The organism is Streptomyces albidicamelliae, from assembly GCF_025642175.1.
GTDB classification, from domain to species: Bacteria; Actinomycetota; Actinomycetes; order Streptomycetales; family Streptomycetaceae; genus Streptomyces; species Streptomyces albidocamelliae.
This window is the reverse complement of sequence record NZ_CP106795.1, coordinates 5,228,838-5,245,320: the sequence shown is the minus strand read 5'-3', so window position 1 is coordinate 5,245,320 and position 16,483 is coordinate 5,228,838. Positions and strand designations below refer to the sequence as shown.

General features: G+C 71.6%; 11 protein-coding genes. 5 read left to right on the top strand and 6 right to left on the bottom strand.

The features are described from left to right. Positions 1-272 precede the first annotated feature (272 nt). From trhA to N8I86_RS24065, 5 genes are all read left to right on the top strand, one after another. Positions 273-986, top strand: coding sequence for a PAQR family membrane homeostasis protein TrhA (trhA, locus tag N8I86_RS24085; RefSeq protein ID WP_263278681.1), 714 nt, complete (start codon positions 273-275; stop codon positions 984-986). Positions 987-1,081: 95 nt separating this feature from the next. Beyond that, positions 1,082-2,581, top strand: a complete 1,500-nt coding sequence (locus N8I86_RS24080) for a glycosyltransferase family 39 protein (RefSeq protein ID WP_263278680.1) — start codon at positions 1,082-1,084, stop codon at positions 2,579-2,581. 136 nt (positions 2,582-2,717) lie between these two features. Next, the gene (locus N8I86_RS24075; RefSeq protein ID WP_263278679.1) at positions 2,718-4,568 is read left to right on the top strand and encodes a glycosyltransferase family 2 protein; all 1,851 of its coding nucleotides are present in this window, start codon (positions 2,718-2,720) and stop codon (positions 4,566-4,568) included. A 255-nt stretch (positions 4,569-4,823) separates the two neighbouring features. Then, entirely contained in the window at positions 4,824-6,359 is a 1,536-nt protein-coding gene (locus N8I86_RS24070; protein WP_263278678.1) for a glycosyltransferase family 39 protein, read from the top strand. 44 nt (positions 6,360-6,403) lie between these two features. Beyond that, positions 6,404-7,135 carry a Mut7-C ubiquitin/RNAse domain-containing protein gene (locus N8I86_RS24065; protein ID WP_263278677.1) on the top strand — a complete coding sequence of 244 codons (732 nt, stop codon included), beginning with the start codon at positions 6,404-6,406 and terminating at the stop codon, positions 7,133-7,135. Between the two features lie 6 nt (positions 7,136-7,141). Here N8I86_RS24065 and N8I86_RS24060 read toward each other — a convergent pair whose 3' ends face one another. The 6 genes from N8I86_RS24060 to N8I86_RS24035 form a co-directional block, all read right to left on the bottom strand. Continuing rightward, on the bottom strand, positions 7,142-9,541 hold the full coding sequence (locus tag N8I86_RS24060; RefSeq protein ID WP_263278676.1) for a galactose oxidase early set domain-containing protein: 2,400 nt from the start codon (positions 9,539-9,541) through the stop codon (positions 7,142-7,144). After that, positions 9,538-10,722 carry a glycosyltransferase gene (locus N8I86_RS24055; RefSeq protein WP_123436850.1) on the bottom strand — a complete coding sequence of 395 codons (1,185 nt, stop codon included), beginning with the start codon at positions 10,720-10,722 and terminating at the stop codon, positions 9,538-9,540. The genes N8I86_RS24060 and N8I86_RS24055 overlap by 4 nt, the downstream gene beginning before the upstream one ends. Beyond that, positions 10,719-12,371 (bottom strand): ArnT family glycosyltransferase, encoded by a 1,653-nt coding sequence (locus N8I86_RS24050; protein WP_123436851.1) that lies wholly within the window; start codon positions 12,369-12,371, stop codon positions 10,719-10,721. The genes N8I86_RS24055 and N8I86_RS24050 overlap by 4 nt, the downstream gene beginning before the upstream one ends. Continuing rightward, positions 12,368-13,636, bottom strand: coding sequence for a glycosyltransferase (locus N8I86_RS24045; RefSeq protein WP_073889060.1), 1,269 nt, complete (start codon positions 13,634-13,636; stop codon positions 12,368-12,370). The genes N8I86_RS24050 and N8I86_RS24045 overlap by 4 nt, the downstream gene beginning before the upstream one ends. 206 nt (positions 13,637-13,842) lie before the next feature. Further along, positions 13,843-15,873 carry a thioredoxin domain-containing protein gene (locus N8I86_RS24040; protein WP_263278675.1) on the bottom strand — a complete coding sequence of 677 codons (2,031 nt, stop codon included), beginning with the start codon at positions 15,871-15,873 and terminating at the stop codon, positions 13,843-13,845. Then, positions 15,854-16,444, bottom strand: coding sequence for a winged helix-turn-helix domain-containing protein (locus tag N8I86_RS24035; RefSeq protein WP_073889057.1), 591 nt, complete (start codon positions 16,442-16,444; stop codon positions 15,854-15,856). The genes N8I86_RS24040 and N8I86_RS24035 overlap by 20 nt, the downstream gene beginning before the upstream one ends. Between the last annotated feature and the right edge of the window lie 39 nt (positions 16,445-16,483).

The window sequence follows — 16,483 nt, the reverse complement described above, 5'->3', positions numbered from 1 at the left end:
CCTAAAAGAGGGATTTTTGTCTTGTTCGCCCCGTGGGGGCCGCGACCCGGACGCTTCGTAGCTGCTCATCCGGTGCCGACCGCACTCATTTGATCATCCGATTCTAGTGCCCATCTGTCCAGAGGGCATCACAGGTGAGCGACGTGAGGAATCCCACGGTTTCCGCGAATCTTTGCGTCCACGTTGGGTTCAACTGAAGGACTTTTTGCCATGGCGCCTTCGGCCGAGCGGCACAGAGCGACGACTTACGGCGGCGTAGGTACCATGCCGCCATGACTGCGTCCGCCTCCGACGCGCCCATGGACACGCCGGCCGACGGCCGCGGTCCGGTCGCGCTCTCCTTGCCGCATCCGGTCAAGCCGCGTCTGCGCGGCTGGCTGCACCTCGGCATGTTCCCGGCCGTGCTCATCGCGGGCCTCGTGCTCACCGCACTCGCCGACTCCACCAGAGGCCGCATCGCCTGCGGCATCTACGTCCTGACGGCCTGTCTCCTCTTCGGCGTCAGCGCGCTGTACCACCGGGGCAACTGGAGCCCGCGGATGGACGGTGTCCTGCGCCGCCTGGACCACGCCAACATCTTCCTGATCATCGCCGGCACCTACACCCCGCTGACGATGCTGCTCCTGCCCGACAGCAAGGGCCAGTGGCTGCTCTGGGGAATCTGGGCCGCCGCGGCCGCCGGCATCGTCTTCCGGGTCTTCTGGGTCGGCGCCCCGCGCTGGCTCTACACACCCTGCTACATCGCCATGGGCTGGGCGGCCGTGTTCTTCCTGCCCGACTTCCTCCAGACCGGCGGCATCGCCGTCCTGGTCCTGGTGATCGTCGGCGGCCTGCTCTACAGCGCCGGCGGCGTGGTCTACGGCATCAAGCGGCCGAACCCGTCACCGCGCTGGTTCGGCTTCCACGAGGTCTTCCACTCCCTCACCCTCGCCGCGTTCGTCGTCCACTACGTCGGCATCTCGCTGGTGGCCTACCAGCACGCGTAGCGCCCCCGGCCACCGCTCATCCGAACAGGGGAAAGCGGACCGTCGCAGCGGGTCGCGGCCGGGCCCCGCCCGGCCGCGCCGCTATGGCTGTCCGCATGACGCTTCTCGCCCCTCCGACTCAGGACTCCAGCGACGTTCCCGACCCGGGTGCGGGGCACCGCCGCTGGACCACACCGGTCGGCCTGTGGCTCTGGCCGTCGATGGTCACGCTGATGGTCGGCACGTACCGCATCGGCCAACCGCTGATGGGACGCGACGAGTTGTCCAGCTGGGACGCGTCCGGCCGAAGCGCCGGACAGGTGCTGGCCACGGTGCGGCACGTGGACGCGGTGCTCGGTACGTACTACCTGCTCCTCCATGGCTGGCGGACGCTGTTCGGCGACTCGGCCACCTCCCTGCGCCTGCCCTCCGCCCTGGCCATGGCCGGTGCCGCCGTCTGCGTGGCGCTGCTCGGGCAACGGCTGTTCGGCCACCGCGCCGGACTGGCCGGCGGCCTGCTGTTCGCCCTGATCCCCGGAGTGAGCCGGTTCGCCCACGAGGCGCGCCCCTACGGCTTGGTGATGCTGGCCGTGGCCCTCGCCTCGCTGCTGCTGCTGCGGGCCCTGGACCGCCCGGGCAGCCCGTGGCGGTGGACCGGGTACGCCCTCGGGCTGATGGCCGTAGGACTGTTCCACCTGCTGGCGCTCACCTGCGTGGTCGGGCACCTGGCTCTCGTGGTCATGCGGGCGCGGCGCGAACGCCGGGTGTGGCTGGGCTTCGGCCTCGCGGTCCCGCTCGCCGTCGTCTGTCTGTCACCGGTGGTGGTGCTGGGCCGGTCGCAGACCGTCCGGCAGATCTACTGGATCGCCGAGCCGGGCGCCTCGGGTCTGATCGACGTCTGGTCGCAACTGTTCTACTCCGGCCTGTGCGCCGGAACGGTGCTGCTGCTGGCGCTGGTGGCGTGCCGGGAGCACCGTACGGCCGTCGTCTTCTGCGCCGTGTCCGCGGTGGCACCCGTCCTGCTGGTCTGGGCGCTCTCCCACGGGCACGTCTCGTACTTCTACTTCCGGTACATGCTCTTCACTCTGCCCGCGCTCGCCGTTCTCGCCGGGGCGGGACTCGCCGCCGCGGCCCGGTCCCGGCGGGTGTTCGTCTCGACCCTGGCGGTCCTCGCCGTGCTCACGGCGCCCGATCAGCGGTCGCTCAGGGAGCCGCTCGGGCACTACTGGGCAGGCGGCCCCGACTTCGCGGGGGCCGCGCGGACCATCCAGAGGTACTACGTCCCCGGCGACGCGATCGTCTTCGACAGGACGCAGGAGGAGGCTCTCTCCCTGGGCGTCGGCTACTACCTGCCGCGGAATCTGCGACTGCGGGACGTCTTCCTCGCCGAATCGCCCGTCCAACGCGACGACTTGGCGGCCGTCCAGTGCCCGGAGCCCGCCGCCTGCCTGCGCGCCGGCGAGAAGCGGGTCTGGCTCGTGGTGAGCGGGAACGCGGCCGACCCGCTGAACGGGCTGCCCGCCGACCAGTCGGCGGCGCTGCGCGCCCACTACAGGGCGTACGGGGCGGACCGCCCCAGCGGCCTGACCGTGGCGCTCCTGGTGCGCTCCGCATAGCGGCCCCGCCCGGCGGCGACAGCCGACGCGGCGTGCTTCGCCCGTCCGGCGCGGGCCGCCCTCTAGGGTGTCCGACGCCGGACATGGGGGACAGAAACCCTCGCAGCGGGGCGTATCGACTCGGAGGCGGACGCAGATGACCACCGTCGGACAACAGCCGGACCGGACCTCGGTGGCGACAGCCGAACACACCACCGTCCCCGGGCAACGGCCGCCGGGCCAACTCCGACGCGTCACCGGGACGATCACCCGTCGCGTCCGGCCCTTCGACGCCGCCGTCGCCGCCCTCTTCTTGCTCGCCGCCCATCTCCTCTACGTGAACCTGTGGAGCGACCTCGCCCACGGGTATCTGACCGACTCCGGAGGCGACCAGAACCAGGCCGAGTGGTTCATGGCGATCGCCGCCGAGAACATCGCCCACCTCCACAACCCGTTCTTCACCACCGTCCAGGGATTCCCCGACGGGGTGAACCTGATGGCCAACACGGTCATGCTCGGCCTGACCGTGCCACTCACTCCGATCACGCTGGCGTTCGGGCCGACCGTGACCTACGCGCTGGTGCTGACCTGGGGGCTCGCGGGAACGGGCATCGCCTGGTACTGGGTGCTGGGCCGGTGGGCGGTGCGCAGCCGTCCCGCGGCCGCGGTCGGCGCGGCACTCGCCGCCTTCGCTCCGCCGATGATCAGCCACGGCAACGCCCACCCCAACTTCACGGCACTGTTCATGATCCCGCTGATCGTCGACCGGGCGCTCTGCCTGTGCCGGGGCGACCGGGTCGTACGCGACGCAGTGCTGCTCGGGCTGTTCACGGCCTACCAGATCTTCATCGGCGAGGAGGTCCTCCTGATCGCCGCGGTGGGGATGCTGCTGTTCGCCGCCGCCTACGCCCTCGCTGACCCCGGGCGGGCACGGGAGGCGGCGCGGCCCCTGCGCAAGGGCCTCCCGATCGCACTCGCCATGGTCCTGCCGCTGGTCGCGGGGCCCTTGTACGTCCAGTTCCTCGGACCGGGCAGCTACACGGACGTGCCGCATGGCTACGGCGTCGTCGTCAACAGCCCGCTCTCCTTCCTGCAGTTCGCCGGACGATCACTGGCCGGCAACGAGGCGATCGCGGACCGGTTCGCCGTGAACCGCCTCGAACAGAACGCCTTCTACGGCTGGCCCCTCGCCGGGCTAGCCCTCGTGATCGCCGTCCGCCTGTGGCACAGGGCGCTGGTCAAGGCACTGGTGTGCACCGCGATCGGTGGCGCGGTGCTCTCCATGGGACCGCGCATCCAGGTCCCCGGCACCCACATCGTCCTGCCGGGCCCATGGCGGCTGATCCTCGACCTGCCCCTGTTCGGCTCGGTGATCGAGAGCCGGTTCGGCATGGTGTGCGCTCCCGTACTGGGCGTGCTCGTGGCACTGGCGGTGGACCGCATCACCGCCTCGTCAGAGCCGCGGCTGAAGGCGGCGGGCCTCGTCGCCGTCGCCGCGGCCCTGCTGCCCATCGTGCCCACCCCGTACCCCGTGAACGTCCGGCCGGCCGTACCCGACTTCATCGCCGACGGGACCTGGCGCCGGTACGTCGACGAGGGCCAGACCGTCGTCCCCGTACCGCTCGCCCACTCGTACACCACCGAGTCGCAGCACTGGCAGTCCGCGACCCGCATGGCCTTCACCATGCCGGGCGGCTACTTCATGGCTCCCAACGGCCCCGCGCACGTCGGGAACTACAACCCGGAGCCCCGCCCCACCTACAGGCTGCTCGGGACCGTGTACACGAGTGGGAAGGTCCCGGAGATCGGCCCGCGGCAGCGGGCCGAGGCCGAGGCGGACCTGTCGTACTGGAAGGCGGGCGTCGTCGTGCTGGCGCCCGGGTTCAACGCTCCGCCTCTCTACCAGACCCTGAGACAGCTCCTGGGCCGGGACGGCACCCTGATTGGCGGCGCCTGGGTGTGGGACGTGAACGACGGCACGTCCGCCACGCGGCGCCCCGGAGCATGACGACGCCGGGCCGTCCGTACCTTCGGCCCCCGGCAGGGCGTGTCTGCGCACCCATGGCGTTCACCGGCGTATAGGTTCGCGACGATCAGCCACGACAGCGCGATGCGCCCCGCTCACCGTCGTCCTGAGCACGCTCCGCGGGCCTGCGCCGATGAGCGGTGCCCGCCGGCGCGGCGCCTCGGTGAGCCACCTCGGCGACCGCATGGAAACAGACACCCAACGGCCTTGTCCCCTTGCGGGGCTCAGGAGATCTCGATGGCAGTCACCGCGCCTCTTCCCTCCCCCCGCGACGAGATCCAGAGGGCGGAAACGGCCGGATCCGGCGGTCGCCCGACAGGGCCCTGGCTGTGGCTGGTGCCGTTCGTCCTCACGGCCGCCGTGACCAGCTTCGGCCTGACCGACTCCCTGCTGGGCCGGGACGAGCTGGTCACCTGGGACATGGTGAACCGCGGCACGGGGCGGATCCTCGCCACCCTCCGACACGTGGACGCCGTCCACGGGACGTACTACCTGCTGATGCACGCGTGGGTCGGACTCTTCGGCGACTCCACCGTCTCCCTGCGGCTGCCTTCGCTTCTCGCCGTGGCCGGAACCGCGTCGGTCGTCGCCCTCCTCGGCGGCCGGCTCTTCGGCAGCCGCGCCGGACTGACCGCCGGAACCCTCTTCTCGCTGCTGCCCGCGGTGAGCCGCTACGGCCAGGAGGCGCGCAGCTACGCCTGGGTCATGCTCGCCGTCGCCCTGGCGACCCTGCTGCTGCTGCGGGCCCTCGATGCCCCGCGCAGTCCCTGGCGATGGGCCGCCTACGCACTCGCGCTGCCCGGCGTCGGACTTCTGCACCTGATCGCGCTGTCGGTCGTACCCGCCCACGTCCTGCTGATCGCCGCCCACGCGCGGCGCGACCGCTCCCTGTGGTGGAAACCCGCCCTGGCCCTGCTGCCCGCCGCCGCCTGCCTCACCCCGCTCGTCCTCCTCGGCCGGTCCCAGGCCCAGCGCCAGCTGTACTGGGTGCCGAAGCCCGACGGATGGGCGCTCATCTCCGTCTGGCAGGACGTCTTCGCCTCCGCGCTGACCGCGGGAGCGCTGATCACCCTGGCCGTGCTGGCCCGCTCGCCCCGCAGGACCCCGCTCCTCGTGTGCGCCGTCTGGGCCCTTGTCCCTCCCGTCGTCGTCTGGCTGAACTCCCACGGCGACGTCTCCTACTTCCGCCAGGTCTACCTGCTCTTCACCCTCCCGGCCTGGACCCTTCTCGCCGGAGCCGGTCTCACCGCGGTCTGCCGCTCCTGGAAGGCCGCCGCCGCGGTCCTCGTGGCGCTGGCGGTCCTCACGCTGCCCGACCAGGCGCGCATGCGGCAGCCCTTCGAGCACGACGCGCCCGTCCCCCTCGACTACGCCGCCGCGGCCGATGTGGTCCGACTGCACCACCAGCCCGGCGACGCGGTGGTCTACGACCGCGAGAGCACCTGGAAGCTCGACGGCGGAGTCCAGTACTACCTGCCCCGCGGCCTGAGGATGCGCGACGTCTTCCTCTCGAAAGCCCCCGGCGCGATCGACCAGTTGTACACGCTCGACTGCCCCGCGCCCGCCCGGTGCCTCAAGGGCGAGCAGCGCGTCTGGCTGCTGACCCAGGGCAACGACCCCGACCCGCTGACCGCGATCAACCAGGGGCAGGCCGACGCCCTGCGGGCGCAGTACCGCACGTCCTGGAGCCGGCCGGTGACGGGGATGACCGTCACCCTGCTCGTGCGCGGAGCCACCGAGCAGCCGCCCGGCTCCCGCGGGCCCGCGCGGTGAAAACCCGTTCGGGTCCGCGGTGCACGCCGTGCCATCCTGACGAGGTGAACGGAACCGAGATCCACGTCGAAGTCGCCTCCGCACTCCACCTGTTCGTCCCGCAGGCCCGCCGTGCCGGCGCCACGGCCCTGGCCACGGACGGCGTCTCGACCCTCGGCCACGTCGTCGAGTCCCTCGGAGTTCCGCTCACCGAGGTCGGCACACTCCTCGTCGACGGGCGCGAGGTGCCGGCCTCGCACATCCCGAAGGCCGGCGAGCGGATCGCGGTCCGCCCGGTGGCACGCCCGCAACAGGTGCCCGGGGCCCCGCTCCGCTTCCTGCTCGACGTGCACCTCGGCACCCTGGCCCGCCGTCTGCGCCTGCTCGGCGTCGACACGGCCTACGAGTCCACCGACATCGGCGACCCCGCGCTCGCCGCCCGCTCGGCGGCCGAGCGGCGGGTCATGCTCAGCCGCGACCGGGGCCTGCTGCGCCGCCGCGAGCTGTGGGCCGGCGCCTTCGTCTACAGCACCCGCCCCGACGACCAGCTGAGCGACGTCCTCGACCGCTTCGCGCCCGACCTGCGCCCGTGGACCCGCTGCACCGCCTGCAACGGCACGCTGCGGCAGGCCACCAAGGAAGAGGTCGCCGACCAGCTCAAGGGCGGCACGCAACGCTCGTACGACGTCTTCGCCCAGTGCACCGCGTGCGGCCGCGCCTACTGGAAGGGCGCGCACCACGAGCAGCTCGAAGCCATCGTGGAACGCGCCCTGACCCGGTTCGGCGGCGGAACGTGACGCCCGCTAGCGCCTCACGTCCCCCTTCCCGCACGCGGTGCCGTCCCGGTCGCGGTCCAGGCCCAGCGGGTCGTCGCCGCCGTTGACCCTCAGCCGGCCGTAGTGGTTCTGCCGCAGCCAGGTGCAGCGGGCCGCGGCCGTCCTCCTCACCTGCGGCGGGAAGACGGTCGGCACGCACACGTTGACCGAGCCGTAGTGCCGGTCGCAGCCGGAGATGGTCGGGCTGACCGGCTGCGACGTCCGCTTCTTGCCGGGGCCGGAGACCTTGCCGGACAGGGCGTCGGCGAAGGAGTGGACGTGCGGGGCGGCCGCCTTGGCGTTCAGCGCCGCCGGCCCCGTCAGGTGCACCCACTTGGCCACCGACGGCACCCCGTTGGCGTCCACCGCGAACAGCATGTACCAGCCGGGAGGCGCCAGGTTGGGGTTGTTCGTCACGTTCAGGTCGACGTTGTTGCCGCTCACCGAGAGCGGGAGGTCGACGAAGCGCTGGTTGGGGTCGGAGGAGTGGGTGACCGCGGCCGGGCGGATCAGCTCCGCCTTGGCGACGGGCCGGTCGACCGTGATCCGCTGGGTGTCGCCGTACTTCCACTCCTGGTTGATCACCGAGGTGATCGTCGGGCGGGTGCCCTTGTAGAGGTACGGCGGGGTGTAGATCGACACGTTGTGGTTCCAGGTGCCGTTGCCCGGGTTGTCGCCGGTGGCCATCACCCGGCCGTCGGGCAGCAGGAACGCCGAGGAGTGGTAGCCGCGGGACTCGGGGTCGGCGGCCACCGGGTCGAAGGTGTTGCCGCCCGGGTCGTAGATCGAGGACTCGTACACCGGGTCGGCGCGGTTGTGCAGGGCGCCGCCCGTCTCCAGCACCTTGCCGTCGGGCAGCAGCACCGCGGAGACGTACATCTTGCCCTGGGCGCCGGTCTCGGCGATCTTGCCGTTGCCGAGGTCCACCTTGCCCTGCGGGATCTGCGGGCCGGCGATGTACGACGGGTTCGCCTGCTTGAGGTCGATCACGTCGGTCAGCCGGTTCGCGTCCGGGTTGGAGTCGATGTTGCCGCCGCCGAGGGTGAGGACCTTCTGGTCCTGCGCCGGGGGCAGCAGCACGCTCGCCGACTGGTCCCGCTGGTCCTTGTTCCGCAGGCCCGGGATCTGCGTGACGGTGTTGGCGCCGTAGTCGTAGACCGCCGAGCCGGTGCCGGGGATGTTGTTGCCGAAGACGTGACTGCCCGAGTAGAAGAGGCGGCCGTCCTGCATCAGGATCATCGCCGGGTACAGACCCCAGTACGACCAGGTCTGGTTCACCTTCCACAGCGGCTGCCACTGCTGGTCCTTGTCGGACCACAGCTCGGCGGTCACCGAGCCGGTGGAGTCCTCGCGGAGCCCGCCGAAGGAGATGACGTCACCGTTGCCGAGCTCGGTGGCCGACGGGTACCAGTGCCCGTCGTTCAGGTCGTTCGTCCTGCTGTAGGTCTCGGTCTTCGGGTCGAAGACGTACGAGTCCTTGAACCCCTCGTAGCCGTGGCCGCCCGCGACCGGGTAGGCCTTGTTGCCGCTCATGACGAGGACTCGCCCGTCCTGGAGCTGCACGTGTCCGGCGCAGAACATGTCCTTCGGCGTCGGAACGACCTTGTACGTGCCCTTCGCCGGGTCGTACACCGCGGAGGTGAACGTGCCCGCGTCGAAGTTGGCCTCGCTGTTGCCGGAACCGGCGATCAGCAGCACCTTTCCGTTGTTGAGGACGACGGAGTGCATGGAGCGGACCGGGTTCTGGGTCGGCAGCACCGACCAGCTGCCGTCGGCGCACTGGGTGCTCGTGCCGGTGCACTGGGCGGGCGGGACCACGTCCGGGACCTGGTCCATGGTGTAGTCGTCGGTGGTCGCCGAACCGGTGCCGTAGACGGAGACGCCCCAGGTGATGCGGTCGGTGCCGGCCGGCACCTCGGGCGTGCGCACGGTGGCCTTCGTCCAGGCCGACGCCATGTCGAGGGTCTTGAGGTCGGTCCAGTACTGCCAGCCGGCGGTCGCGTCGTGCCGGAAGACGGTGATGTTGGCGTCCGGGGTGGTCGTCCTGTACCAGAGCCCGAGGTCGTACTGCTTGCCCACGCTCACCGCGGGCGCGCAGGCGGCGGACTCGGTGATCAGCGCCTTGCGGTCGCCCTCGGTGCGCCGGGTCAGCGTCACCTTCATCGCCTTGGTGCCGGAGTGCGCGTCGGCGACGGTCTGGAAGGTGAAGTCGTTGTCGCCCCACCCCGACTTCTCCCAGCAGGCCGGCATGTCGTCGGTGCCGGCGGTCTCGAAGCCGGGGTTCTGGACGAGGTTGGCGGCCTCGGCGTGCTGCGGCGAGGTGAGGATCAGGCCGGCGGTCAGGGCACCTACCCCGGCCAGCGCGGTCCGTCTGCGGCGGGTGTTCACACGGCTCTCCCAGCGGTCGTACGGGCCCCGCGGCGGCGCGGGAGGTACACCAGCGCTTCGGTCCCCACGAAGCGCAGAACGAAGGTCAGGACCAGCGCGAGCGCGGTGGCGGGGAGCGCGCCCAGGTGGAACCGGTGGACGAGCAGCGCGATCAGCGGGATGCGCAGCACCAGGTCGGCGTTGGCGAGCAGCGCGAACCGGCCGAGCCGGTCCCACCAGCGTCGGTGCGCGCGCCGGTCGCGGAACAGCAGGTGCTCGATGAGCAGGAAGTTCCAGGCGACGCCGAGCTGGTTGGCGAGGATCTCGGCGGGGACGTAGTGCATGTGCAGGGCGGTCAGCGCCCACAGGCCGGCCAGGTTCGGCACGAAGCCGCTCGCGCCGATCAGGCCGAAGCCGACCATGCGCGCGACGGGCGAGGCGGTGCGCAGCCCGGCCAGGTGGCGCAGGAAGCGCAGGCCCTCCCTGGCGGAGGACTTGGACTCGCCCGCGAACCGGTCCTCGAAGACGAAGGGCACCTCGGCCACCTGGCGGGGGCGGCTGCGGACGGCCAGTTCGAGGAGGATCTTGTAGCCGAGCGGCTTGAGGACGTCGGCGGTGACGGCGCTGCGCCGGATGGCGAAGAAGCCGCTCATCGGGTCGCTGATGCCGTGCAGCCGGCGCGGGAAGAGCGCCTTCGTCAGCCAGGTCGCGCCGCGCGAGACGGCCACCCGGTAGTTGCCGGCGAGTCCGGCCCGGCTGCCGCCGTCGAGGTAGCGGGAGGCGACGACGAGTCCGGCGTTCGCCCGCTCGCCGGTGGCGACCAGTTCCGGTACCAGGGACGGCGGGTGCTGGCAGTCGCCGTCCATGACGACGATCCACTCCGAGGTCGCCGCCCGCAGCCCCTCGACGACCGCCCCGCCGAGCCCGCCGACGGGTTCGTCGCGGTGCAGCACGGCCACCGGGAACGGGCAGTCCTGGGCGGCCTCGCGGATCACCTCGGGGGTGTCGTCGGTGGAGTCGTCGACGAAGACCACCTCGCAGGGCAGCCGGGCGGGCACCGACTCGGTGATCAGCCGCAGCAACCGCCGTACGTTCGCGGACTCGTTGAAGGTCGGTACGACGATGGTGACGGCGCCGGGCTCGGGGACCTCGACGGCGTCGATCCCGGGGACGGGTGCGGTGTACTCGTGGCTGCTGCTCATCGTGCGCCTCCCGCGGCGGCCGTCCGGATCCGCCGGATCTCGATGCGGTCGGGTCCGGTGCCGAAGGTGGCGACCGGTGTCGAATGCCGGATGGCGGCGCGGACGTTGGGCAGGTCCTCGGCGTCCCGGCGGACCGTCGGCGAGGCGACGACGTAGTCGAGGTCCCGCCAGCCGTGCGGCATGGTCCTGGTGACCGCCGGGTCGAGGTCCGCCTTGTAGAACCAGATCGCGCCGAGTCCGGGCCGGTACCCGGCGTGGACCAGGTCGAGCCACAGGGCGTCGTCGACGAGGACCCGGGTGTCCTCGGGGTCCGCGACCCGGGTGGAGAGCCAGTGGGACGCCTGGCGGTAGGGCCTGTTGGCGTCGGCGGTGACGGCGGTGCGGTCGCCGTCGTACCAGTGGGGTACGACGTAGGCGCCGGCGGCGAGCGCGAGGGCGGCGGCGAGCGCGTACCGTCCGCCGGTGACGTGGCGCGCCTCGGCGGCGGAGCGGCGGCGGCGCAGCACCGCGTGGGCGACGGATGCGGTGCCGCCCGCGAGGACCAGGGCGAGGAAGGGCAGTGCCCCGATGACGTACATGGCGGGCAGGTAGCCGCCCGGCCGCATGGCCACGGCGGCCAGCACGGCGACCGTCAGGGCCGGACCGGCGAGGGCGCGGGCGGTGACCGACCAGCGCCAGGTGACGAGCAGCAGGAGCGCGCCCGCGAGGCCGCCGATCGGCAGGACGCGGTCGTAGTACAGCCAGGAGTGCAGGACGCCGTACGAGCCGGAGTCCGCATCGAGGATGAAGCCGGAACCGGGCCGGGACATCTGGTACGTGATGCCGTCCCACAGCGACACGTGCCCTGCGCCGGGGAACAGTTCGCCCTTGAGCAGCGCGAACAGCGGATACGAGAGGCCGATCAGGGTGCAGGCGGTGACGGCGCCGGTGAGGGCGAACTTGCGGGTGTCGCGGTGGCTGTGCCGCCACATGGTGACGAACAGGGCGGGCAGGACGACGAGCATCGTCTCCTTGGTGAGCACGCCCGCCGCCGCGGCGAGGCCCGCGCCGAAGTGGTGCCACAGGTGGCGGCTGGGCGAGGCGGCGAGGCAGAACGCCAGCAGCAGCCACATCACGGCGATGTTGTCGAGGAAGATCTCCCGCTGGAGCACGACCGCGAGCGGGGAGAGGCCGAAGAGGGCCATGGCGAGTCCGGCGGCCCAGCGGGGCAGGGCGAGCCGGCGGCCGAGGACGTAGACGAGGACCGCGCTGACGGCGCTGATCACGAGCATGGTGATCCGCATGCTGCCGACGGTCATCGAGCCGGGGCTGACCGCCGAGGGGATCCAGCTGAGCAGGGCTATCTGGACCCAGCCGAGCGGCGGGTGGTCGTACCAGTAGGTGTAGTGGGCGAGGCCCCTGCCCTGCTGGACGGCCCAGGCCTGGGCGAGGTAGGTGCCCTCGTCGTCGCTGAGGGTCGGGTAGTCGGCGATGTTCCAGCCCTGGACGACGAGGATCGCCAGGAGCAGCACACCGCACAGGAGGAGGTCGGGGCGCGAGGAGCGGAGCCGCCGCGGTGGGCCGGTGCGGCCGGGCGGGCCGGATTCCGGCACAGGCGGGTGCTGCGCGGGGACCTTCGGGGCGGTCACCGCGGGGAGGGTGGAGGTCACGCGGGAACGTCCTCTCGGATCGGCTCGGCCGCGGCGAGGTGCGCGCCGACGTGCGTCGTCAACTCCCAGTCGTTGCGCCCGCGTTGCTCGCGCCAGACGGCACGGATCGCGGCGCCGGCGAGGAGGACCTGGTAGAACGGGCCGCCCACGATCAGCTTCACGTAGTGGACGAGGCGGACGCGCAGGCCGTACTGCTTGCCGAAGTCGTGCAGTCCGACCACCTCGAAGACGAAGGTGACGGCGGCGGTGACCAGCGGCAGGAAGGTGAGGAAGGCGATGCCGACGGGCACGTCGAGGAAGAGCGCCACGGCCGCGTTGAGCGGGATGATCACGCCGGAGAAGGCCTGCAGGAACGGTGTCATCAGGGTGTACCGGGCGAGCAGCCGCTGCCGCAGGGCGGGCAGTTGCTTCCAGTCCTTCTTCCGGTACACCTGGAGGAATCCCTGGTTCCAGCGGGTGCGCTGCTTCAGCAGCGACATCAGCGAGCCGGGCGTCTCCTCACGGGTGACCATGTCGGAGTCGTAGGCGACGACGACCTTCTTGCCGACGCTGGACAGGCGCACGCCCAGATCGCAGTCCTCGGCGAGGCAGTCCGGGTCCCAGCCGTCCGCCTCCCGGAGGACGTCGGTCCGTACGAAGACGGTGTTCCCGCCGAGCGGGATGAACCCCTTCTGCGCGTGCAGGTGCAGCCGGGAGCGGAACCAGAAGAAGTACTCCAGGCAGTTGCGCAGGCTGTACCAGCTGGAGTGGAAGTTGATGAGCTGGACGCCGCCCTGGACGACGTCCGCCCGCGTCGTGCGGAACGCGTGGTCGACGTGGGCGAGCAGTTCCGGGTGGACCTGGTCCTCGGCGTCGAAGACCCCGACGACGTCGCCGCGGCAGTGCGGCAGCGCCGTGTTCATGGCCTTCGGCTTGTTCTTCTTCTCGTGGGTGTCGACGACGACGCGGACGCGCGGGTCGCGGGCGGCGGCCCGCTCGGCGACGGCGGCGGTCTCGGGGTCGTCGTGCCCGACGATCACGATGATCTCGAAGTCGGTGTGCGTGGACTCCAGCAGCCGCTGGATGGTGTGGTCGAGCACAGCCTGCTCGTGCCGGGCCGGCAGGAGCAGGGAGAACGACAGGTGTTCGTCCCCGTCCGGTCTGCCGAACCGGGTGGAGGCCAGCACTTCGGGCGTGCGCCACGCGTGCATCTGCCACCACAGAGTGAAGGCCGCCATCCAGAACAAGGCCAGTGAGACGGCAGCGATGAAGACAGACGTCAGCAAAAAGATCCCCCCAGATCCCCAAAACCCCCTGAGCGCACGGCGGTTCGCTTCACCCGCCGTGCCACCGTGGAGAGACTAGGGGGGTTCTGTGAAATGCGGGCACTGTTCCGATAAATAGCGTGTTTCGGAACGGTGGTGCGATTAACGGGGCCTATCCGAACACCCGCTCAAATCAGGCATCCCGCAGGCCCCGCTCACCCCGCAGGTCAGTGACCCAGTGCCGTGCGCAGCCGCCCCCGGTCGGTGGTGGGGGCGTCACACGTGAAATTGCGGCAGACGTACGCCGCCGGTTCACCGGACACCAGCGGACGGTCCGCGAGCAGCGGGAACTCGTCGCTGTCCGGGGTACCGACGGCGACGACGGCACCGGGCGCGGTGCCCAGCAGCGCGGTCATGTGCAGGGCGGCCGTCCGCTCGTCGTCCAGCGCCGGGCCGACGACCGCCACCTCGCGGGGACCGTCGAGCAGCGCCTCCGCGGCGGCCAGGCCCCAGCCGATGAAGCGGGGGACGCGCGGCCCGAGGGTCTTGACGACGCCCAACGCCCGCTCGGCGGCGGTCCGGTGGGACTCGGAGCCGGTGTGCGCCGCGTAGCCCAGCAGGGCGGCGGCCGCGGCGGTCCAGCCGGAGGGGGCGGCGTTGTCGGTGGGGTCCTGCGGCCGGCGGATGAGCTGTTCGGCGTCGGAGGCCGTGTCGTAGAGGGCGCCGTCCTCGGGGTCGGTGAAGCGGGCGAGCACGTGGTCGAGGAGCAGTCCGGCGAAGTCGAGCCAGACGCCCTCGCCGGTGACGGAGGCGAGCGCGAGGAAGCCCTCGGCGACGTCGGCGTAGTCCTCCAGGACACCGGCGTTGGGGCCGACACGGCCGTCCTTGCTGGTCCGGGCGAGGCGGGCGTGTTCGTCGAGGTGGACGCGGACGAGCAGGTCGGCGGCGCCGAGGGCGGCCTCGACCAGGTCGGGCCGGTCGAAGTAGGCGCCGGTCTCGGCGAGCGCGGCGATCGCGAGGCCGTTCCAGGCGGCGACGACCTTGTCGTCCCGGCCCGGCGCCGGCCGTCCGGCCCGCACCGCCAGCAGCCGGCTCCTGACGGAGGCGACCTTCTCGGCGTCGAAGACACCCTCGGTCTGCGGGAGTTGCAGGACTGACTGGCCGTGCTCGAAGGTGCCCTCGTCGGTCACCCCGAAGTACTGTGCGGCGAGGTCGCCGTCGGTGTCCCCGAGGGCGGCGCGCAGCTGCTCGGGCGTCCAGACGTAGTAGGCGCCCTCGACGTGCCGGCCGGTGCCGTCGTCGCTGTCGGCGTCGAGCGCGGAGGCGAAACCGCCCTCGTCCGTGCGCAGTTCGCGCACCAGGAAGTCGGCGGTCTCCACCGCGACCCGCCGGGCGAGGTCGGAGCCGGTGGCCCGCCACAGGTGCGCGTACACCCGGCACAACAGGGCGTTGTCGTACAGCATCTTCTCGAAGTGCGGCACCACCCAGTCCCGGTCGACGGAGTAGCGGGCGAAGCCGCCGCCGAGCTGGTCGTAGAGGCCGCCGCGGGCCATGCGCTCGCAGGTGTCCGCCGCCATCTGCAGGGCTCCCTCGGCGCCGGTGCGCGCGTGGTGGCGCAGCAGGAACTCCAGGACCATGGACGGCGGGAACTTGGGCGCGCCGGCGAATCCGCCGCGCTGCGGGTCGTACTCGCGGGTGAGGCCGAGCAGCGCCTGCGCGAGTTCCTGCTCGCCGGGCGGCCGGGTGCCCTGGTGACTGAGCTCGCGCTGGGTGAGGTCGCGCACGATCTTCCCGGCGACCTCGCTGACCTCGTCGTGCCGGGTGGTCCACGCCTGCTGGACGCCCTCCAGCACCTGCCGGAAGGAAGGCATCCCGTGGCGGGGGGCGGGCGGGAAGTAGGTGCCGAAGTAGAACGGCTCGGCGTCCGGGGTGAGGAACACGGTCATCGGCCAGCCGCCCTGCCCGGTGGCCGCCTGGACGGCCTCCATGTAGACGGCGTCGACGTCGGGACGCTCCTCGCGGTCCACCTTGACGCTGACGAAGTGCTCGTTGAGGTAGTCGGCGGTGGCCCGGTCCTCGAAGGACTCGTGCGCCATGACGTGGCACCAGTGGCAGCTGCTGTAACCGACGCTCAGCAGTACGGGTTTGCCGGTCCTGCGGGCCTCGTCGAAGGCCTCGGCCGACCAGGGCCACCAGTCGACGGGGTTGTCGGCGTGCTGGAGCAGATACGGGGACGTCTCATGGGCCAGTCGGTTCACCGTTCCACTCTCCCACGGGCTCCGGCACCGCGTAGAGACGCACCAGCACCGGGCGCGCCTCCTGCGGTGCCTCCTCGCGCCGGTGGCCGTACCGGTCGAGCAGGGCGCGGTAGTCCTCCATGAAGGCGAGCAGGTCCTCCCTGGTCATCCAGGTGCCGTGGCGCTGCACCTGGGCCCAGCCGTCGGGGCCGCGGTACTCCTCGTGCGCGCGGCGGTACAGGGCCGTGTCGAACTCGATCTTGAGGTGGGCGAGCCGGGCGGCGGCCGCGTACTCCTCCGGGGACATCGCGGCGGGGTCGGGCGTGGTGTGGCTGAACGGCAGCGCCCGCCACCAGCGCTCGCGGCCGGCGGACTTCTCCGGGATCTCCTCGATGAGCCGCTGCTCGGCGAGTTTGCGCAGGTGGTAGCTGGTGGTGCCGGAGCTCTCGCCGAGTTCTCGGGCGAGCACGGTGGAGTTCGCCTCGCCGTGCCGGCCCAGGTATTCGAGGATGCGGCGGCGCAGCGGGTTGCCGAGGGACTTGTAGAGAGCGGTGCGCTCCAGGCTGGTCATCTCGGGCAGGCCGTCGGTCATGCGGCCACGGTAACCCTGAGGACCGACCCTGAGTCGTCC